We start from the raw sequence: 19,267 nt of genomic DNA on the forward strand, positions 1-19,267 counted from the left end.
CCGGGCCGGTCGTCAGCTACCCGGTACGCCCGGTGCCGCCCGTAACGTGCCGTCCTCGGTGACCAGGCAGGCCGCCTCCTGCGCGTCGGTGGTCAGGAACTGGGTGAGGCAGTCACCGAACTGGCGGTGCCCGGCGGCGTTCGGGTGGAACGACTCGCGGATCGCCTGGCGGGCCCGGTCGGCGTCGTCGAGGTCGTCGAACCGCACGGTGAGCCGGGTGAACCACTCGGTGCTCGGATCCGCACCGCCCGTACAGGCTTCACGGCCCTCGCTGGCGCGGGAGAGGTCGAGGAATCGCGCGCCCGCCTCGCCGGCCGCGGCACGGAGCCCGTCGTTGAGCTCGGTCACGGCCTGGGAGCTCAGCCACTCCAGGTCCTGTGTCAGGAATGGACAGCCATTGAGGTTGCGTACCTCCGCGGGGATGTCCGGAGCGATCGGCGGGGCGTAGGACTGCAGGACGAGCTGGTAGTCGTCCGTATCGTAGTGCGCATCGGCCAGCGCCGTACGCACATCGGACAGCGCGGCCTCGACATCGGGCACCATCTCCGCCACGATGTCCGACCACTCCGGGGCGAGTGACTCGTTGCACGGCGACTCGGTGAAGTACGCCTGGATGCAGTCACGAACCCGGGACGAGAAGCGAGGCTCGTCGTTGGCGCCGATCGCGACCACGACTCCGACGACGCGGTTCGTGCGCGCGAGCTCGGTGAGCTGCTGTGCCTGGGATGGTTCGCCGTAGCGCTGCCGGTCACCGAGCCGGACGTGCTCGGTGGTCGCACCCGAGCACGCCAGGTTGACGGTCTCGTCGACGCCGGGGACATCGGTTCTGTGTATCTCCGCCAGCGGTGACCGGCGGCACCAGTTGCCGTCGAGGCCGTCGGTGCCCTCCGTGTACTCGCCGATGCCGTCACCGGAGAGGGTGCTGTCGCCGATGCTGACCAGCGTCCGGGGCGCGTCCTCGGGGGGACCCGGTTCCGGCTGCTCGTCGGGAGCGAAGTCGACGACAACCAGTACGACCACCAGCGCGGCACCCGCCACGACCGCGAGCGCGGCGTGCCACCAACGCAACCGTGGGGTCGGGAACCTCCGCATCACCGTGCATCGTACGGGCGGCGTTGTATACCTGCTGTGTGACGGTGCGGGTCACGTGCCCGGTGGCGCGCACGACCCCGTTGGCGGCGAGCACCACCGGGCACGGGGTACCCGGGGTACACGGCCGAGCTCAGTCGGCCGCGTGCTCCCAGGCACGCCTGCCGGACTCGGGCAGCGTGTCGATCGGGTCGTAGTAGGGGTACCGGCGGGTCAGCGCGTCGGGGTCGTCCGTCTCGATGCCCGTGCGGTAGTTCTTCGTCCAGTACGAGATCCCGAGCTCGCGGTCGTACTCGGCGAGCTGGTGCACCCAGCGCTTGCCGACGTAGGGGACGTCGCACACGATGCGCGGCGTGGCGTAGCCGGGCAGGTAGCCCATGATCGCGTGCTGCAGGTGCTGTGCCTGCGCCACGGAGACCCGCCAGTGCTCCGCGTTGGGGATCATGTCGCACATGTAGAAGTAGTAGGGCAGGATGCCCGCTTCGTCCTGCAGGCCGAAGCACAGGTCGAGGAGCGCATCCGGGGTGGCGTTCACGCCGCGCATCAGCACCCCCTGGTTGCGCACATCACGAACGCCGACCTCGAGGGCGGTGCGTGCGGCCTCCGCGACGAGCGGCGTCAGCGACTGAGCGTGGTTGACGTGCGTGTGGATCGCGAGGTTGACACCACGCCGTGCCGCGGTGCGCGCCACACGTTCGAGCCCTTCCACGATCTTGGGTTGGAGCCAGTGCTGAGGCAGCCCCGCGAGGGCTTTGGTGGCCAGCCGGATGTCCCGGATCGACTCGATGGCCAGCAGCCGCATCAGGAAGCTCTCCAGCTGGTGCCACGGCACGTTCGCGACGTCACCACCCGAGACGACGACATCCCGCACGCCCGGGGTGTCGTGCAGGTAGTCGATGATGGCGTCCTGCCGGTCGGCCGGTTTGAGCTCGAGCTTGAGCTTGTCGACCTGCGGTGTGGAGTTGCCGACGAGGTCCATCCTGGTGCAGTGCCCGCAGTACTGCGGGCAGGTGGACAGCAGCTCGGCGAGAACTTTGGTGGGGTAGCGGTGGGTAAGCCCCTCGGCGACCCACATCTCCGCCTCGTGCAGCGAGTCCCGCTCCGCGTAGGGATGCGACGGCCAGGTGGGCAGCCGGTCGGACCGCACGGGCAACATGTACTTGCGCAGCGGATCGGCGAGGAACGCCTCGGTGAACTCGCCCGCCGCGGCCGCAGGAGCCATGGTGTTGAGCATCTGCGGTGGAAGCAGCATCGACATCGTCGCGGTCTGCTGCTGATCGGCCTCGAGATCGGCGTAGAAGCTCTCGTCGAGCAGGTCCCCCATGAGCGCGCGGAGCTGCTTGATGTTGCGCACGCAGTGCACCCGCTGCCACTGCGCGTCGCGCCACTGGGCCTCGGTGACATCCGACCACCCGGGAAACCGTCGCCAGTCGGGTTCGACGAGTTCGGTGCGCTGGTAGACGTACGGCTGCTCGAGGTTCTGGTCGGCGTGCGCGGTGGATCGCTCCGTTACCGCGGTCATGGTGTCCGCTCCTCACCGGTCGTGGCCGGGCAGGTCGTGCTCGGCTGCTGACATGCTCTTTCGATTACACCGAAGCAGGACGGAATATCTCCTGTCAAACATTGGTAATGACGTAAATATTTTCTCAAGTGGCGCGTCCAGGTCATGGGGTTGCCGGTGTCACCGTGCGCAGGGGCCATGCGCGCGGCCGAAGCGGGAACCGGCAGACTGCGAGCCGTGAACTCATCACGGACGACACTGCTGACCGGCGGGCGCATCCACTCGCCGAGCGCGCCCGATGCCACGGCGATGGCCGTCGAGGGCGGAACGGTGACGTGGCTGGGACAGGACCGGCCCGGGCGAGCACTGCATCCGGACGCGGAGGAGATCCCGCTGGACGGCGCGTTCGTCGCTCCGTCGTTCGTGGATGCCCACGTGCACGCCACCGCGACGGGCCTGTACCTGTCGGGGCCCGACCTGGCCACCGTTGGCGGGGCCGATGAGCTGCTCGAAGCCGTGCGGGGCTGGTGCGCGGCCGCATCCGCCGGGGATGTGCTGCTGGCCCACGGCTGGGACGAGGAGACGTGGTCGAGCTCGCGCCTGCCGAGCAGGGCCGAGCTCGACGAGGCCTGCGGTGCGGTACCGGTGTACCTCAGCCGTATCGACGTGCACTCCGCACTGGTGTCCTCCGCTCTCGCGGCCCTTGCCCCCGGAGCCTCCGACGCAGCGGGGTGGACCGCCGACGGGCCGGTCACCTCCGAGGCGCATCACCTGTTACGCGGCGCCGCGCAGGCCGCGGTACCGGCCGAGCAGCGCAGGCTGGCGCAGCGCACGTTCCTCGACGCGGCGGCCGCCGCGGGCATCACGAGCGTGCACGAATGCGCCGGTCCCACCATCTCGGGAGAGGACGACCTGCGGGAGCTGGTCGAGCTCGCCTCGGCCACCCGGCGGCCGGATGTCGTGCCCTACTGGGGTGAGTTCGCGGGCTCGACCGGCGCCGACGCGGTACGTCGCGCGCGCGAGCTCGGCGTGGCAGGCCTGGCCGGGGACCTGTGCGTCGACGGCGCGCTCGGCTCGCGCACCGCCGCACTGCACGAGCACTACGCCGACCCCGGCGAGCACTCGGCGGGCTCGCGCGGTATCCGGTACCTCGACGCGGCCGAGGTGGCCGCGCATGTCATCACCTGCACCGAGGAGGGAATGCAGGCAGGCTTTCACGCGATCGGGGACCGGGCGGTCAGCACGGTGATCGAGGGGTTCGGTGCGGCCGAGCGGGCACTCGGGCAGCGCGCCCTCGCCGCGCGGAGCCACCGGGTCGAACACCTGGAGATGGTCGACGAGGAACAGGCAGCGCAGTTGGCCCGCTGGAACGTCACGGCATCCATGCAGCCGGCCTTCGACGCGATGTGGGGTGGTGCGGAGGGCATGTACCAGCGGCGACTGGGCCGGGACCGGGCGCGCGGGCTCAACCCGTTCAGCATGCTCGCGGCGCGTGGCGTGGCGCTGGCCTACGGGTCGGACAGTCCGGTGACCCCGCTGGCCCCGTGGCAGGCCGTGCGAGCAGCAGTGCACCATCACACTCCGGGAGCGGGCGTGTCGCCCCGCGCGGCGTTCAACGCGCACACCAGGGGCGGCTACCGCGCGTCGGGGCTGTTCGACGGGCTCAGCGGGAGGCTGGTTCCCGGGGCCCCGGCCAACTACGCGGTATGGGACGTCGGGGAGCTGTCCGTCGCCGCACCGGACGCGCGGGTGCAGCGCTGGTCCACCGACCCCCGGTCACGGGTGCCCCCGCTGCCACGCGTCGACCCCGATGCACCGTTGCCACGCTGTCTGCGCACGGTGCTGCGCGGCGAGACACTCTTCGGACCCTCGTGACATCCCGCCGTCCCGTGGCGAGCCGAGGGACTCCTCGGGTACCACATATGTACCGGAGGGGTCCTTCGGCTCGCCCGTGTGCCGCGTGGCGACCCGCACGACGGGCGTGATCACGTCCCCATAGGCTGAGTCCTGTGAGTGAACGTGAGCCTCGGGACGCCTTCGCTGTCCTGCCGGCATGGATGCGCCGGCGTGCGGTGGCCCCGGCCGTGCGGTTGGCGCTTTCGGCCGGGTCCGGCTGGCTGTTGTTCCTGAGCTTCCCGCCCCGCGAATGGTGGTGGCTCGCCGCGCTGGCGTTCGCCGGTCTCGGGCTCGCGCTGCACAGGGCCGGCATCCGGGGCGGTGCGGCCTACGGCATGGCGTTCGGTCTGGTTTTCACCCTGGCCCACCTGGTGTGGATCCAGGACTTTCTCGGTGCGGACCTCGGACCGTGGCCGTGGCTGGCGCTGTCGGCGCTGATCGCGCTGTTCATCGCGCTGGCGTGCGCGGCGATGACCCTCGTCGCGCGGTTGCCGGGGGGACCGGTGTGGATGGCCGCGCTGTTCGTCACCCAGGAATGGGTCCGCGGGGCGTGGCCGCTCAACGGGTTTCCCTGGGGGCGGGTGGCCTTCGGCCAGCCGGACGGGGTGTTCGGCTCGCTGGCCGCGCTCGGTGGCGCACCCCTCGTGAGCTTCGTTGTGGTTCTGACGGGTCTGTGCCTGGCGCGCCTGGTGCTGTGCGCCGTCGCGTACGGGCGGGAACGCGCGTGGCGGAGTACGGCACGGCCCCTCGGCGCAGCGGCGGCCGGGGTCGCGCTTCCGCTGGTCATTGCCGTGGCGACCTGGCCCGCGATCGGTACGGACCCGACGAACGGGACGATCGATGTCGGTGTGGTGCAGGGTAACGCGCCGGATGCCGGGCTGGACCTGCTCGGGGCACGGGAGACGATCCGGAGGAACCACATCGCCGAGAGCGAGCGGTTCCTGGACGCCCTCGCATCGGGGCGGCACGATGAGCCGGATCTCGTGGTGTGGCCGGAAACCGCGACCGATGTCGTCGACGGTGACCCGGTCGTGGACGATCTGGTGAGCCGGTTCGCAGCTCCCGCGCTGATCGGGGCGATGCTCCATGACCCGGTGCGAAACGAGCGCGAGAACGCCGTTGTCCGGTGGGACCCGGACAGCGGGGCGCAGGACTACTACGCCAAGCAGGAGCTCGTGCCGTTCTCCGAGTACATACCGATGCGTGCGATCGCGAGCTGGTTCACGCCGTTCGTCGACAACATGGTCGATATGACCCCGGGCCGGGAGCGTGCGGTCCTCGAGGTCGGGCAGACCCGGGTGGGCCTCGCGATCTGCTACGAGTCGGCCTACGACTACGTGCTGCGCGATGCGGTGTCCAGTGGGGCGGAGCTGCTGGTCGTACCGACCAACAATGCCTGGTTCGGGCGAGGGGAGATGACCTACCAGCACCTGGCGATGTCCCGGATGCGCGCGATCGAGCACGGCCGTGCGACCGTCGTGGCCGCCACGAGCGGGATCAGCGCGGTCGTCGCACCGGACGGTACGGTCCGGCACCGGACGGAGCTGTACACGGCCGAGTCGTTCGTGCGGCCGGTACCGTTGCGCGATACCGGCACCGTCGCCACCGCGCTGGGTGCCTGGCCCGAACGGATCCTCGTCGGTGGCGGGCTGGCCGCGGTTCTGGTGTCGATAGGGTTGCGGTTTCGCGATCGTGCCCCGTTCTCGCGTAGCGCCGACCAGGACAGGAGTGGGTAGCCCCTGCCATGGACAACAACGCTGTGTTGGTGATCGTGCCGACCTACAACGAGCGCGACAACATCGGGTCGTTGGTGACGCGGCTACACCGCGTACGGCCGGACTCGCACGTGCTCGTCGTCGATGACGGGAGCCCGGACGGTACCGGCGCGCTCGCCGAGGAGCTCGCCTCGCGGGACGAGCGCGTCCATGTGCTGCACAGAAAGGGCAAGGCCGGGCTCGGCGCCGCCTACATCGCGGGGTTCCGCTGGGGGTTGGATCGGGAGTTCGGCACGCTGGTGGAGATGGACGCGGACGGTTCGCACGCCCCCGAGGACCTGCCGCGCATCCTGGCGGCCGTTACCGAGCACGACCTCGTCATCGGGTCGCGTTACGTCCCCGGCGGCAGCGTGGTGAACTGGCCGCGCCGCAGGAAGATGCTGTCGAAGGGCGGCAACCTGTACTCGCGGCTCGCGCTCGGGGTGCGGGTCAAGGACATCACCGCCGGTTACCGTGCGTACCGCCGGGCCGTGCTGGACGTGCTCCCGCTCGAGGACGCTGACTCGCAGGGGTACTGCTTCCAGATCGACCTCGCCTGGCGCGCCATCCGGGCCGGGTTCTCGGTGGCCGAGGTCCCCATCACGTTCACCGAGCGGGAGGTCGGCCACTCCAAGATGACCGGCTCGATCGTGCGGGAGGCCGTGCTCAACGTGGGAGCGTGGGGCTTGCGCCATCGAGGCAGGCAGCTTCGCGCGGCACTGGCGCGCCGGAACGGCCCTCGAGACTGAACACGACGAGGGCCCCACCGCGGCGGGTGGGGCCCTCGTCACGGGCGAGTGGTGGGTGGCCGGGCCGTGATCTCAGGTGGCGCGGTTACGTCGCTCCTGCAGTTCGTTGAGGCGCTCGTTGAGCAACTCCTCCAGCTCGGGGACGGATCGGCGCTCGAGCAGCATGTCCCAGTGCGTCCGTGGCGGCTTGGCCTTCTTCTGTTCCTGCTGGCTGCCGTCCATGAGCTCGGACTCGGTGCCGTGCAGCCTGCACTCCCAGGTCTGCGGGATCTCGGCGTCGTCGGAGAACGGTACTTCGAAGCTGTGGTCCTTGGGGCAGGCGTAGTGCACGGTACGCCGCGGCGCGAGGTCGTGATCACGATCAGTCTCGTAGCTGACCGCCCCCAACCTGCTACCGCGGAGAACGCGGTCGGCCATTGTGTGATCCTTTCGGTCGGCTCGGCAAGCGACAGGGTGCTCACACTGTGCAACGAGTGGCGCCGTTCCAGGGTTCCCTTATGGAGCAGTGCCGCCTCCGGTGCGCAGTATCTCGGAGCTCGAGGAGTTCCTCTCCACGGAGACATCGCTGTCACCGGCTCATGACGGCCGTTGTCCCCGCGAACCTGCGTGTCGCTGGTTCACAGAGCTGCTCACGCGCATGCGAGCAGCCCCGGGGGAAGCGAACCACCGACCCACAGGTCTCCCACATGCAGGTTAACGGTTACCCACAGCGCCGCTACGACCGGCCGATGCATGTGCGGGTTCCGGTGCATTGATGGATCGTCAGGGAGCACGGTTGATCACTTAACGTGATCAACCCGTGGTTCCGAAAGGTCGTCGCACGCCCACGGATGGCGTATGTCTCTACCGGTTCGGCTCGCCGTCTCACACCACGGCAGGCTCGGTGTTGCCCGCTGCCCGGATGGCCCTGCGGACGGGGAGGAAGGCCAGCAGCAGGAAGCCCAGGATGAAGAACACGGCCAAGGCGATGATGGCGGGCCGGAACGAGCCCGACGCTTGTGCGATCAGCCCGAACAGCGCGGTGCCGAACTGGGGTGTGCCGCGCTCGGTGACCAGGTACAGGCCGAAGTACTGTGCCTCCTTGCCCGGGGGGATGAGCTGGCTGAACAGCGACCTGGACAGCGCCATGACCCCGCCGAGTACCAGGCCGATCGCGGCGGCCACGGACCAGAACATCAGCTCGTTGCCTGGTTCGAGGTGGTAGGCGGCGATCAGCACGCCGATCCAGAGCAGGAGGCTTGCCATGATCGTGCGCTTGGCCCCGGTACGTTCGGCGACCAGGCCGTGCAGGCGTGCCCCGATGAAGGCGAGGAACTGCACCACAAGGATGGTGATGATGAGCACGTCCTGCGCGAACCCGAGTTGCTCCTTGCCGTACTGCGCCGACACGCTGACCACCGTGGAGATGCCGTCGCTGTAGATCAGGTAAGCGCCGAGGAACCACAGCGTGAGCGGGAACGCGAGGGCGCCGCGCAGTGTCTTGCCCAGCTCCACGAATCCCGCGGTCAGCGGCGATCGGCCCGGTTCGACCGAGCGGGGGGCGCTGTGCTGCCTCAGGCGGAACAGCGGGATGAGGGTGAAGCCCGCCCACCAGATGCCGGAGCTCAGAAACGCCAGGCGTACGGACTCGGTCTGGGTCAGGCCGACGGCGTCGTGGTTGAGGACGAGCACGAGCTGCAGCGCCAGGGCTATGCCTCCGCCCAGGTACCCCATTGCCCAGCCCCGCGTGGAGACGGTGTCCCGTTCATCGGCATAGGCGACGTCGGCGAGAAACGAGTAGTAGACCACGATGGAGCCGCCGTAGGAGACCTGCCCGATCAGGTACATTCCGGCGGCGAGCTGCCAGTTGGTTCCGGCGGCGAAGACGATCATCGATACGGCTGTGGCGCCGGTGAACGCGAAGATCGCCAGGAGCAGCCTCTTGTTGCGGCTGCGATCGGTGATCGCGCCCGCGACCGGAAGCACGAAGAACTGGATCACGGTGGCCGTGGCGACAAGGTAGTTCCACAGCACGCCCGCGGGGAACTGGAGAAACAGCAGCTCGATGTCGCAGGAGACGAGGTTGTTGGCGCTTCCGGCAGCGTCGACACACGGGTCGGGGCCGTTGCGCTCGATGTCTGCCTGCGCCGAGTCGGAGGCGAGCCCACCGATGTAGGCCGCCCCGAACGCGGTGGTGACCGTGGTGAAGAACGGCTGGTTGGCCCAGTCGTAGAAGTACCAACCGATCTGTTCGCGTCTGCGCCGGGCGGGATCGGCCGCCGGCACCGCCGCGTTCTGGTGACTGGTCATAGCACCTCAGCTCGCTGACGCCGGTGCGTCGGGCGCACCCGTGTACGGGGGACTGTTATCGCAGCGTACGACCGGTGGTGATGTCCTGGATACATCAGCCGGGCTGGACGGGCGGTCACGGACTCCACACCATGGTCTGCTGGTGCAGGCGCTGCCCGCGATGCCGGATGCCGGGCACCCTCGGGGTCGGCCCGTACTTCTCGAAACCCATGCGCTCGAAGAACCGGACCGCCCGCGCGTTCTCGACAAGCGTCTGCAGGTAGCAGCCACGCGAGCCCGCTCGCCGGAGGCGATCGAACCAGTGGTCCATCAGAGTGGCTGCCAGCCCGGTTCCCCTGGCCTTTCGTACCAGGTTGATGTGCAGGTGAGCGGGCCACCGAGGGTCGTCGAGCTCGGTGGGCGCGGGTTCGCCGCGGAGTGCGGATCGCGCCGTGTCCAGCATGCTTCGCGCGAGGAAAGCCGCGGGTGCGGGTCGCACGGGTAACCGGTACATCCGGATGGCCCGTGCCATGCGCTCGCGCTCACTCGGCAACGCGGAGTTGTCCAGGCAGCCTGCCAGGTAGCCGACGAGCTCACCGTCCAGCACGGCAAGGAAGAGGGAGTCGGGTTGCAGGTCGGCGTACGGAGTGAGGTAGACGGCGGCTTCCGACTCCGCATGTCCCCAGAGCGCGTCGGGCGGCGTGCCTTCCCCCGCCCTGCCGAAGAGCTCATGCAGGTCCGCCCGGTCGGTCTCGTCGAACCGGCGGACCACTGTCCGGCTCATGCACGACCCCCTCGCTGTCCGCGTGTCTCAGTCATACCTCGGGCTACGCACCACGCGCACGTCACAGGGGATCATCCGGCACCGGCGGCCGGCGGCCGCGAGCGTCCCTTCCCGGCCCGGTTGAACCCGGACCATTGCCGGTGGCGGGTAACCCGGGGGTGGGAATTGAGACTGAGGATGCTGGTGTGTGTCTTGTGGCTCGTGTGAATGATATCTACCGTGCCGATCATGACGGTTCTACCGGCGTTCCGGCGATTTCCGGCCAGTGCCGCGGTACTGGCTCGCGTGTTCGCCGTTGCCGTCGTCCTCGGCTGTGCCGGCGCCGGGGCAGTGGTTCCGGTCGCGGCCGACCCCTCGTACGAGGACTGGGCCGAGCTGCGTATGTGCGAGTCCAGCGACCGTTACGGCACCAATACCGGCAACGGGTACTACGGCGCGTACCAGTTCGACCTGGCGACGTGGCGCAGTGTCGGGGGAGAGGGCAGGCCCGATCGGGCCGCGCCTGCCGAACAGGACTACCGCGCGCTGTACCTGTATCGGATGCGCGGGTGGCAGCCGTGGGAGTGCGCGGGCGAGGGTTTCCTCGAACTGCGTGAGGACAGCGATGCGCGTAGCGGTGTGGTGCCGTCCTACGAGGACTCCACCTATATCGGTGATCCCGAAGCACCCCAGCCCGAGCCTCGCCCGCCGCACGAACCGGACACCGGTCCGGAGACCATGCCACCGTGGCCCGGAGTGGTCTACGCCTACGGGGACTGCGCGACCGCACTACGCGACTTCCAGCTGCGGATGAACGCGTACGACTTCGATCACGAGTTCACGGGTTCGGGGTGCTACTACGAGAAGACGCGGGAGGCAGTACTCGCGGTGCAGCGCGCCAACGGGATCAACGACTCCGGTCGGCTGGGTCCCAAGACGTGGCGCGCGGCATGGGAGGGAGAGCCGCCGAACTGAGGACGGCTCGGCGACGTCGCTCGTCGTATGCGGGCCGGGCACGGGACGCAGCCGCCTATCCGACGGGCGGGGCCCACAGCCCGCGTTCGCGGAGAACGGCGCGCAGCAGGTCCGGCCGGTCGGTGACGATACCGTTCACGCCCATGTCGAGCAGCCGGCGCATCTGCAACGGCGTGTTGATCGTCCACGCGTGTACCTCCGCTCCGGTGCGGTGCGCGGTGCGCACGAAGCGTTCATCGAGCAACGCGAACCGCCCGTAGCCCGGTGGTACCTGGGCCATCACGCCGGTGATCCGGCGTCCCAGCCTGGCCGCGCGGAACCGTGACTCACTCCACAGGGTATGTACCGACCACGGCGACATCGCGGTGGCGAGTTTCGGGCCCGCCAGGCGACGCAGGCGGGCCAGCCTGCGTCCGGAGAACGCCGCGGCACCGATCCGGTCGATCGCGCCAGTGCGTTCGATGACACGAACAAACGGCTCAACGGCAGCGTCGCTCTTCACGTCGATGTTGAACTGGATTTCCGGAAGCTCTTCGAGTACGTCCTCGAGCCGCCTGACGGGTTCGATGCCGCCGATGCGCGCTCTGCTCACTTCGGACCAGCGCAACGAGCTCACCTGTCCGCTCCGGTCGGTGGTCCGCTCGAGGTCACTGTCATGGTGAACGACCACCACGCCGTCCACTGTGACCTGAACGTCGGTTTCGATGAACCGGTAGCCCTCGGCGGATGCTCGCCGGAACGACGCCAGGGAGTTCTCCATGCCGTCCAGCTCGTCGATGTGCCAACCACGGTGGGCGAAGGCGCGGTGGCCGGGTACTGCCAGGTACGGATGACGTCGACTCACACTGACAGTGTGCCTGTCCGGCGTGGCCGCGAGGTAACGAGCCGATAGCCGTATATGGTCCATCGTCGTGGACACGATCATTACCGAAAATGCGTCACGTGACGAATTGAGCGCGGGGCAGGGGAACGTCCGGTACTGCGGATGGTGCGGGGCGCGCCTCGCGGATGGCGGCAGCATCGGGCGGAGGCGACGGTACTGCGGCCAATCCTGCCGTCAGCGCGCGTACGAGCGGCGGATGGCCGTGCAGCGCAGCGGGTTACCCGAGGATGCCGTCGTGCTGTCACACGCGGAGGTCGCCGCACTTCAAGATCGACTTTTCCAGCTGCGCTGCGCGGCCGAGGACATCGTGACGGCAGCCGACGACCGTGCGCCGGCGGAGGATCTGCGCGAGCTGGCCGGCGAGCTGGCGCGAGCCGCCAAGGGAATCGAGCAGCTGCGTTGAGCGGGCGGGACCGGGAAGATGCCGGATTATCGTCACAGTGACGCTTCGGCAGGGGCCCGCGCCGCTCTCCCGGCACGGTTCTCGGGCGCCGATAATGTACATTATGTTAAGTAAACTTTCCGGTGCCGTTACTCGCCGCTCCCCGCACAGTCGCGGTAGAGCCAGTCGATGGACACGCCGGACCCTGCCTGCAGCCGCTACGTCAGTGGGCCCGGCTCAGCCGCATGCTTGTCCCGAGCCGGGCGAGTTTGTGCGGGTTGCGGATCCCGTAGATGCGGGTGACCCGGCCCGCATCGAAGGCCAGGCTGACCGCGGCGCTGAGCTCGCCGTCGATGTCGATCCGGAGCGCCGGGGCGCCGTTGAGCCACACGGTCCCGATACGGGCTTCGGGCGCGACCCTGGCAACACCGGCAAGGATGCGGGCCACGCGTTCCGCGCCCTCGAGCGGGCGTGGGATCGCCGGCACCAGCCCGCCACCGTCGGCGATCATCACCACGTCGGGCGCGAGCACGTCGAGGAGGCCTTGCAGGTCGCCGGTCTCGACCGCCGAGCGGAACCGCTCAACGGCGGACTGCTGCTCGGTGTGGTTCACGTCCATGCGGGGCCTGCGGGCCGCGACGTGCTCCCGCGCCCGGTGGGCGATCTGGCGAACCGCCGCCGGGGACTTCTCGAGTGCGTAGGCGATCTCGTCGTACGGCGCCTCGAACACCTCCCGCAGCACGAACACGGCCCGCTCCGTCGGGCCGAGCGACTCCAGCACCGTGAGCATCGCGATCGAGACGCTCTCGGCGAGTTCGACGTCCTCAGCCACATCGGGACTGGTTCGCAGCGGTTCGGGCAACCACTCCCCGACGTACTCCTCCCGCTGCCGCACCAGGGTGCGGAGGCGGTTGAGCGCCTGCCGGGTCACGATCCGCACCAGGTACGCCCGCGGGTCGCCCACCTTGCCCTTGTCGATGTCCGCCCAGCGCAGCCACGCCTCCTGCACGACGTCCTCGGCGTCGGCGGCCGAGCCGAGCATCTCGTAGGCAACCGTGAACAGCAGGCTGCGGTGGGTGACGAACGGGTCGTCGGTCATGCCTGGGAGCCTATGTCGCTCGGCTGCGCGAGAGGCTGCAGGCCGCAGGACGACGCGAACCCCTGCGCCTCGATCCCGAACGCGACATTCGCGCGCGCCATCTGGTTGGTCATCGCAGCGAACGCGGTGAGCTCGACCATCGCCGGTGCGCCGAGCTGCTCGAGCAGGCGGGCAGACAGCTCGTCGGTGACGGTCGGCGGCGTCCGGCTCATCGCCTCGGCGTACTCCATCACGTCGCGCTCCAGCGGAGTGAAGACGTGGGACTCCCGCCAGCGTGGCACCTCCCGGGCCTTGGTCTCGTCGAGACCCTCGTTGTGCGCCTGGAAATACCCCAGGTCGAGGCAGAACGAGCAGCCGACCAGGGATGCCACCGCCATGTGGGCGTAGGACTTCAGGTTCTCGTCGCACTCCTTCCACTTGGCAGCCTTGCGGCTGAGGCCCATGCTGGTCTTGAGCACCGGCAGGTTGTGCCACATCACTCCGACGGCTTCGGGCACTTCGCCGAACATCTTCCTGCTGAACCTCTTGACCAGTGCGCCGTATACGCCGGTGATCTCGGCTTTGGGGATCCGGGGTGTGCCGGCCATGTTTCCTCCCGTTGTCGATGGCTTCGACATGAAGACACCGCAGGCGGCCGGGTTGTGACATCTCGATGCGGATCCGGTGGTCGGAATCCGGCGAGGGGTCGCGCCTCGAGTGCGCCGCCGTCACCACCACTTCCCCGCTGCCGAGCAGATCACCGGCCGGTGCTGCTCTGCTGGTCGCCGACCAACAGGCCGTCGCCGACCACATCCGTGGCAACCCGGAGCAGCCGTCGCAGCTCTGCTTCGTCGTGGCGCAGGCGGTCCGGACGCCAGCCGAGGCTGATGATGCCGTTCCAGGCAGCCCACAGGACGGTGGCGACCTCCTCCGGGTCGACCTCGCGTAACTCACCGGCTTCGATGCCCTGGCGCAATGCCGCGACAAGTCGCTTGTTCTGCTCATCCACGGACCGGGCGAGCCGGTCGGCGAGTTCCTGCCCAGCCTGATACTGACCGGGACTGTTGGGGAAGGCCAGCATCCGGAAGTAGTCAGGGTAGGCCAGGTAGAACGCCAGGTACTCCTCGGCGGCAGCGTAGATCCGTTCGAGCGGAGTCGTACCGGAAGCATACGCACGGTCCATGAAGTCGCGGTCGGCCTGCAGTGCGTGCTCCACGACGGCCGCCTGCAATCCCGCCTTGGAACCGAAGTGGTTGTAGATGGAACCCACGGCAACGCCCGCCCGCTCTGCGAGCTCCTCGACGGTCACGTCATCGGCTGAGCGTTCGCGAAAAACCTCCTCAGCCGCACGCAACAGCGCGGCGACCGTCCGTTCCTTGCGCCGGTCCATGTCACCCCTAGTTATTTTGCAACGGTTGCACGAACTTCGGTTTCAGGTTAGCCTACCCGACAAGTTCTTGTAATCGTTGCAAGACTTACGGGAGGTCGCGATGGGACCAGCCGTACGAACCGACGTCGTCGTGGTCGGTGCGGGCATCTCGGGATTGGTCGCTGCGCGGCGGCTCACCGCGGCCGGGGGGTACCGGGTCTGCGTTCTCGAGGCCCGTGACCGGGTGGGTGGCCGCACGCTCAACACGGACGTCGGTGGCGGCAAGCACGTCGAGATCGGGGGCCAGTTCACCGGCCCTGGGCAGGACGCGATCCAGCGGGTTGCCGCCGAGCTCGGCGTGACCACCTTCCCCACCCACCAGGCCGGGACTCATCTGGTCGAACTGGGCGCCGGCACACGCCGGTGGAGCGGAGAGGTCCCGTGGGCGGGCCTCGCAGCGTCCATGTCCTATCTGCACGCACAGCGAACGCTCAACCGGATGGCTCGCGAGGTTCCACCGGATGCGCCGTGGCTGGCGTCGCGGGCCGCGCAATGGGATGCCGAGACGCTCGGCGGATGGCTGCGCCGGACTGTGCGGTCCCGACGAGCGCGCAGGCTGCTGGACATGACGATCCGGGCGGTGTGGGCGCACGAACCGGCAGACGTCTCGCTGCTGTACAGCCTCGCCGTCATCAACGGGGCGGGTGGTCTCCAGCGTCTCGTGCGGACTCGCGGTGGAGCGCAGCAGGATCGGTTCACGGGCGGTTCGCAACTCATCGCGTTGCGGCTGGCGGATCAGCTGCCGCAGCCACCCACACTCGGCCACCCCGTGCGCCGGATCGTGCAGTCTGACCGGAGCGTCACGGTGCACACCGATGGGCTGTCCGTCGAGGCCCACCGCGTGATCGTCGCCGTTCCCCCGATGCTCGCCGGTGGCATCGAGTACGAGCCCGCGATGCCCGCAGGCCGCGAGCAACTGCTGGCACGCACACCACAAGGCACCACCTTCAAATGTCTCGCCGTCTACGACACACCGTTCTGGCGTCAGGAAGGTATGTCCGGACACGTCGCCAGCGACCGTGGACCGGTCGGTGCCACCTTCGACAACTCCCCTCCTGACGGCGACCCCGGCATTCTGCTCGGCTTCGTCGTGGGGCGACACGCCCGCCGGCTGCTCTCGCTGGCGGAGCAGGATCGCAGGCGGGAGGTGCTGGACTGCTTCGCTCGCTGGTTCGGCGAGCGTGCCCGGAAACCGCGCAGGCTTCTCGTGCACTCCTGGTCGGAGGACGCGTGGACCCGGGGATGCTACGCAGGCTACTTCGTGCCCGGCGCGTTAACTTCGTACGGATGGTGGCTGCGCCAGCCACACGGTCGCGTTCACTGGGCCGGCTCGGAGACGGCTACCCGCAATATCGGCTCCATGGATGGCGCCGTAACCGCGGGCGAGCGTGTTGCCGATGAGGTCGACCGCGCCTTCGCGACCGAGGATGCCATGGAGCCGACCCCATGACCGAACCACGCTGGCGCCTACTGCTGACCGCCCTCGGCAGCGGCTATCTCGCGCTGGCCCTGTGGGCAGCTGTGCATCCGGCCTCCTTCGAAACGGCGATCGCCAACTTCGGCCCCACCAACGTGCACCTGCTTCGCGACTTCGGGGCGTGCGCGGCCACATTCGGTATCGGCCTGCTGCTCGCCAGGAACAAGCCGCACTGGCGCCCACCGGTTCTGGCGATGGCCGCGGTGTGGAACGGCTTGCACGCGGTCTCCCACATCGTCCATGTCACGGATGCGCACCCGGCGATCGTCGGACCGGCTGAAGCTGTGGCGCTGGTCGGCGTCACCGTCCTGGTTGCCTGGCTGGCCAGAGCCAGTACCGCTACCCACCCGAAGGAGCGACCACATGACCTCGGAAAGTGACATCCAGAGGCTCGCCGAGCGCTACGGACCGGCGTGGAACGACCGCGACCTCGACGCGATCATGTCCCTGCACACCGACGACACCGCGTTCCGGCTGCACCTGCTCGATGCGCCCGACATCGTCGGCCGAGAGGCCGTCCGCGAGGCGTTCGCCGGCCTCATCGGGGCGTGGCCCGATATCCACTTCGCCACCGAACAGCTCAGCTACGGCACCGGATTCTTCGTGCACCGGTACGTCATGAGCGGAACTCTGGCCTGCCCCATGCCGTTCGGCGCGCTCATCGCGTACCCCACCGGTGACGGGATCTCCCTCACCGGAGCCGACGTCATCACGGTCGTCGCGGGCAAGGTGCACCGCAAGGACACCTACCTCGATATCGCTTCCGCCCAGCAACAGCTCGGCCTGCTCGACGGACCATCCAACCCGGCACAGGTACAGGGGTGACGCTGATGAGCAGGCAGACCGAACGGACCGACTGGTCGAAGGTGCACGAGCAGGTCGTCGATACGTTCGCCGGAGGCTGGGCCGAACCACACGTCCACGCCTGGGACGACCTGCTCGCCGAGGACGTCGAGCTCACCCAGCCGCTGCTGGCCGACGCCACAGGGCTGGGCAGCTACCACGATGAGGTTCGACGCCTGCTCGCGCTCGCCCCCGACGTGCGTGGCGACGTCCTGACCTGGGCAGGCCACGGCGACGTCGTGTTGATCGAGCTGCGGATCACCGGCACAGCGGGCCGTGCGCGTGTGGACTTCCGCACCGTCGACAAGCTGCATATCACCCCGTCCGCCGTGGTCGTGCGTCGTGAGGCGTTCTTCGACCCCTCGCCTGTCGCGAAGGCGTTGCTCACTCACCCGAGCTCATGGCTGCCGTGGTGGCGCTCGGGCATCGGACCACTGACCGGACGACGCCGCTTCCTGAGGAGATAAGCCGTGACCGGCCATGCACGCTGGAGGGACCCCCGGCTCGGCCGTACCGACGAGGTACGCCTCGATGCCGGGAGAGTCCGGTACCACGAGGCCGGCGACGGGCCCGCGCTCGTGTTCGTGCACGGCTATCTCGTGAACGCCAACATCTGGCGCAAGCTCGTTCCCCTGCTGTCCGAACAGTACCGCTGCATCACGCCGGACTGGCCGCTCGGCTCGCACGTGGTTCCCATGCCTTCCGAGGCCGACCTCTCCCCGACCGGTATCGCGCGGCTGATCGCAGGCTTCCTCGAAGCGCTGGATCTGCGCGACGTCACGCTCGTCGGTAACGACTCCGGCGGTGCCTACAGCCAGCTCGTCGCCGCACGGCACGCGCGACGGCTGAGCGGCCTGGTGCTGAACTCCTGCGAGACGCCGTGGTGCTCCTGGCCCCCGAACCCCGGAGGGTTTGGGATACTCAAGGCCGCCGCGCGACATCCGGTCAGCCACCGTGCGCTCTACCAGGCGCTTCGCTGGGAGCGCGCGTGGCGGTGGCGCAACACCTATGGCTGGCTGGCGAAGTACCCCATCGATGTCGACGCGATGCGTAGCTACGTCCGGCCGGTCATCACCAGGCGGGACATCCGTCTCGACGGCCGCAAGGCGATCAGCACGGTCTCCGCGCGGTACAGCAGGCATGCTGCGGAGCAGCTCCGGCAATCCCGCCCACTGCCCGTGCTGTGCATGTGGGGCGCCGAGGACCGTGTCTTCGCCCTCGACGACGCGCGGCGGTACGCGACCGAGCTCGGTGCCCGGCTGCGCACGATCGATGACTCCTACACCTACACCGCGGAGGACCAGCCCGGACGCACCGCCGATGTCCTGCACGAGTGGTTGGACGAGAAGGACACATGACCGTGCGGCAAGGCGGTGTCGATAGCGCCCTCGATGTCGCACGCACTGGCCGGACGTCGCTGCTCAGTCGTGGGAGTGACCGGTGTCTTCGTGCTCGTGGTTCCCGGTGCCCGGTTCCTCGGACGGTGGCGTGTCGGCGTCCGGTGTCGGCTCCTGCGAGGTGTCCCGTTCCGGCGCAGGAGCCGGCTCGCCCTGCTCGTCGCTGTGGCTGCCGGTGTGACTCTCCCCGGGGCCACCGTGGGTGTGCTCGAGGCCGGACAGCACGCCGAGCGGTGTGAGTGCCACGACGAACACGGCAGCGCCTGCTGCCGCGAAGCGATAGGCACCGGGGGCGAACACGGCGGATCGTTCCCTGGGCAGTAGCGACCACGCCGCGCTGAGCACGACGATGGCTTCGAACAGGACGGCGAGCACACCGGCGATACCGATCGCCTCGGGCTCGCCGGCATGCGGTCCGAACGGCACGCCCCAGGTCCGGCTCGCACCCCACAGGGCCATCGAAGCCAGGTTCGCGGCGATCGCGACGCCGATCACCGGGGTGTGCGGCAGCCGTAGGACCGCCCCGGCCCAGGCGAGCTGGAACAGCGCGATGCCGGCGAAGAACGCCCCCGCCGGGATCCATTCCTGCCAGTGCTGCGGAGTGACCGCGGCATGGATGACGCCTGCGCCCACGGATGCGAACGCCGCGACAACGGTCGCCAGCCGGATATCGGTTCGTTGCCACCGGGACGTGGCGTTGTGCTGCATGTACATAGATAGATGTCCTTCGAGCTCACAACCCGTGCGGTAGTGCGCCCGCACGGAGAACGGTCATGCGGAATC

20 protein-coding genes are annotated in these 19,267 nt (G+C 68.8%); 10 read left to right on the forward strand and 10 right to left on the reverse strand.

The window, feature by feature from the left end; genetic code table 11:
* Positions 1 to 12 precede the first annotated feature (12 nt).
* Positions 13 to 1,092, reverse strand: coding sequence for a GDSL-type esterase/lipase family protein (locus tag H0B56_RS09800; RefSeq protein WP_180892667.1), 1,080 nt, complete (start codon positions 1,090 to 1,092; stop codon positions 13 to 15).
* 130 nt (positions 1,093 to 1,222) lie between these two features.
* Positions 1,223 to 2,611 carry a KamA family radical SAM protein gene (locus H0B56_RS09805; protein WP_180892668.1) on the reverse strand — a complete coding sequence of 463 codons (1,389 nt, stop codon included), beginning with the start codon at positions 2,609 to 2,611 and terminating at the stop codon, positions 1,223 to 1,225.
* Positions 2,612 to 2,827: 216 nt separating this feature from the next.
* Here H0B56_RS09805 and H0B56_RS09810 point away from each other — a divergent pair, with 216 nt between their 5' ends.
* The 3 genes from H0B56_RS09810 to H0B56_RS09820 all read left to right on the forward strand — a co-directional run bounded on the left by H0B56_RS09810 (position 2,828) and on the right by H0B56_RS09820 (position 6,989).
* Positions 2,828 to 4,465: an amidohydrolase family protein gene (locus H0B56_RS09810; RefSeq protein ID WP_180892669.1), complete on the forward strand. Its 1,638-nt coding sequence runs from the start codon at positions 2,828 to 2,830 to the stop codon at positions 4,463 to 4,465.
* A 134-nt stretch (positions 4,466 to 4,599) separates the two neighbouring features.
* Positions 4,600 to 6,222 carry an apolipoprotein N-acyltransferase gene (gene lnt / locus H0B56_RS09815; protein WP_343063829.1) on the forward strand — a complete coding sequence of 541 codons (1,623 nt, stop codon included), beginning with the start codon at positions 4,600 to 4,602 and terminating at the stop codon, positions 6,220 to 6,222.
* A gap of 8 nt (positions 6,223 to 6,230) precedes the next feature.
* Positions 6,231 to 6,989 (forward strand): polyprenol monophosphomannose synthase, encoded by a 759-nt coding sequence (locus H0B56_RS09820; protein ID WP_180892670.1) that lies wholly within the window; start codon positions 6,231 to 6,233, stop codon positions 6,987 to 6,989.
* Between the two features lie 72 nt (positions 6,990 to 7,061).
* On the opposite strand, the gene H0B56_RS09825 is transcribed toward H0B56_RS09820, so the two are convergent.
* From H0B56_RS09825 to H0B56_RS09835, 3 genes are all read right to left on the reverse strand, one after another.
* Positions 7,062 to 7,406, reverse strand: coding sequence for an RNA polymerase-binding protein RbpA (locus H0B56_RS09825; protein ID WP_180892671.1), 345 nt, complete (start codon positions 7,404 to 7,406; stop codon positions 7,062 to 7,064).
* Between the two features lie 447 nt (positions 7,407 to 7,853).
* Positions 7,854 to 9,278 (reverse strand): MFS transporter, encoded by a 1,425-nt coding sequence (locus tag H0B56_RS09830; protein WP_180892672.1) that lies wholly within the window; start codon positions 9,276 to 9,278, stop codon positions 7,854 to 7,856.
* Positions 9,279 to 9,393: 115 nt separating this feature from the next.
* Positions 9,394 to 10,041: a GNAT family N-acetyltransferase gene (locus H0B56_RS09835; RefSeq protein WP_180892673.1), complete on the reverse strand. Its 648-nt coding sequence runs from the start codon at positions 10,039 to 10,041 to the stop codon at positions 9,394 to 9,396.
* A gap of 228 nt (positions 10,042 to 10,269) precedes the next feature.
* On the opposite strand from H0B56_RS09835, the gene H0B56_RS09840 reads away from it, so the two are divergent.
* Entirely contained in the window at positions 10,270 to 10,995 is a 726-nt protein-coding gene (locus tag H0B56_RS09840) for a transglycosylase family protein (RefSeq protein WP_246361017.1), read from the forward strand.
* 55 nt (positions 10,996 to 11,050) lie between these two features.
* Here the strand turns inward: H0B56_RS09840 and H0B56_RS09845 are convergent, their stop codons facing one another.
* Positions 11,051 to 11,839 carry a glycerophosphodiester phosphodiesterase family protein gene (locus tag H0B56_RS09845; protein ID WP_343063830.1) on the reverse strand — a complete coding sequence of 263 codons (789 nt, stop codon included), beginning with the start codon at positions 11,837 to 11,839 and terminating at the stop codon, positions 11,051 to 11,053.
* A 76-nt stretch (positions 11,840 to 11,915) separates the two neighbouring features.
* Between H0B56_RS09845 and H0B56_RS09850 the strand changes: the two genes are divergently transcribed.
* Positions 11,916 to 12,281: a hypothetical protein gene (locus tag H0B56_RS09850; RefSeq protein WP_180892950.1), complete on the forward strand. Its 366-nt coding sequence runs from the start codon at positions 11,916 to 11,918 to the stop codon at positions 12,279 to 12,281.
* Between the two features lie 202 nt (positions 12,282 to 12,483).
* Here H0B56_RS09850 and H0B56_RS09855 read toward each other — a convergent pair whose 3' ends face one another.
* The 3 genes from H0B56_RS09855 to H0B56_RS09865 all read right to left on the reverse strand — a co-directional run bounded on the left by H0B56_RS09855 (position 12,484) and on the right by H0B56_RS09865 (position 14,728).
* Entirely contained in the window at positions 12,484 to 13,359 is an 876-nt protein-coding gene (locus tag H0B56_RS09855) for an RNA polymerase sigma-70 factor (protein ID WP_180892676.1), read from the reverse strand.
* Positions 13,356 to 13,946 (reverse strand): carboxymuconolactone decarboxylase family protein, encoded by a 591-nt coding sequence (locus H0B56_RS09860; protein ID WP_180892677.1) that lies wholly within the window; start codon positions 13,944 to 13,946, stop codon positions 13,356 to 13,358. Before H0B56_RS09860 ends, H0B56_RS09855 begins: the two co-directional genes overlap by 4 nt.
* Before the next feature lie 149 nt (positions 13,947 to 14,095).
* Positions 14,096 to 14,728, reverse strand: a complete 633-nt coding sequence (locus H0B56_RS09865) for a TetR/AcrR family transcriptional regulator (RefSeq protein WP_180892678.1) — start codon at positions 14,726 to 14,728, stop codon at positions 14,096 to 14,098.
* A gap of 100 nt (positions 14,729 to 14,828) precedes the next feature.
* On the opposite strand from H0B56_RS09865, the gene H0B56_RS09870 reads away from it, so the two are divergent.
* From H0B56_RS09870 to H0B56_RS09890, 5 genes are read left to right on the forward strand one after another with little or no spacing between them, the layout of a single operon-like run.
* Positions 14,829 to 16,217: a flavin monoamine oxidase family protein gene (locus tag H0B56_RS09870; RefSeq protein ID WP_180892679.1), complete on the forward strand. Its 1,389-nt coding sequence runs from the start codon at positions 14,829 to 14,831 to the stop codon at positions 16,215 to 16,217.
* Positions 16,214 to 16,624 carry a hypothetical protein gene (locus H0B56_RS09875; RefSeq protein WP_180892680.1) on the forward strand — a complete coding sequence of 137 codons (411 nt, stop codon included), beginning with the start codon at positions 16,214 to 16,216 and terminating at the stop codon, positions 16,622 to 16,624. The genes H0B56_RS09870 and H0B56_RS09875 overlap by 4 nt, the downstream gene beginning before the upstream one ends.
* Positions 16,608 to 17,069, forward strand: a complete 462-nt coding sequence (locus H0B56_RS09880) for an ester cyclase (protein WP_180892681.1) — start codon at positions 16,608 to 16,610, stop codon at positions 17,067 to 17,069. Before H0B56_RS09875 ends, H0B56_RS09880 begins: the two co-directional genes overlap by 17 nt.
* A 5-nt stretch (positions 17,070 to 17,074) precedes the next feature.
* A complete protein-coding gene (locus H0B56_RS09885) occupies positions 17,075 to 17,554 on the forward strand; it encodes a nuclear transport factor 2 family protein (protein ID WP_180892682.1) in 480 nt (159 codons plus the stop codon).
* A gap of 3 nt (positions 17,555 to 17,557) precedes the next feature.
* Positions 17,558 to 18,445: an alpha/beta fold hydrolase gene (locus tag H0B56_RS09890; protein WP_180892683.1), complete on the forward strand. Its 888-nt coding sequence runs from the start codon at positions 17,558 to 17,560 to the stop codon at positions 18,443 to 18,445.
* Between the two features lie 63 nt (positions 18,446 to 18,508).
* Here the strand turns inward: H0B56_RS09890 and H0B56_RS09895 are convergent, their stop codons facing one another.
* Positions 18,509 to 19,198, reverse strand: a complete 690-nt coding sequence (locus tag H0B56_RS09895; protein WP_180892684.1) for a hypothetical protein — start codon at positions 19,196 to 19,198, stop codon at positions 18,509 to 18,511.
* Between the last annotated feature and the right edge of the window lie 69 nt (positions 19,199 to 19,267).

The organism is Haloechinothrix aidingensis, assembly GCF_013450155.1.
GTDB classification, from domain to species: Bacteria; Actinomycetota; Actinomycetes; order Mycobacteriales; family Pseudonocardiaceae; genus Haloechinothrix; species Haloechinothrix aidingensis.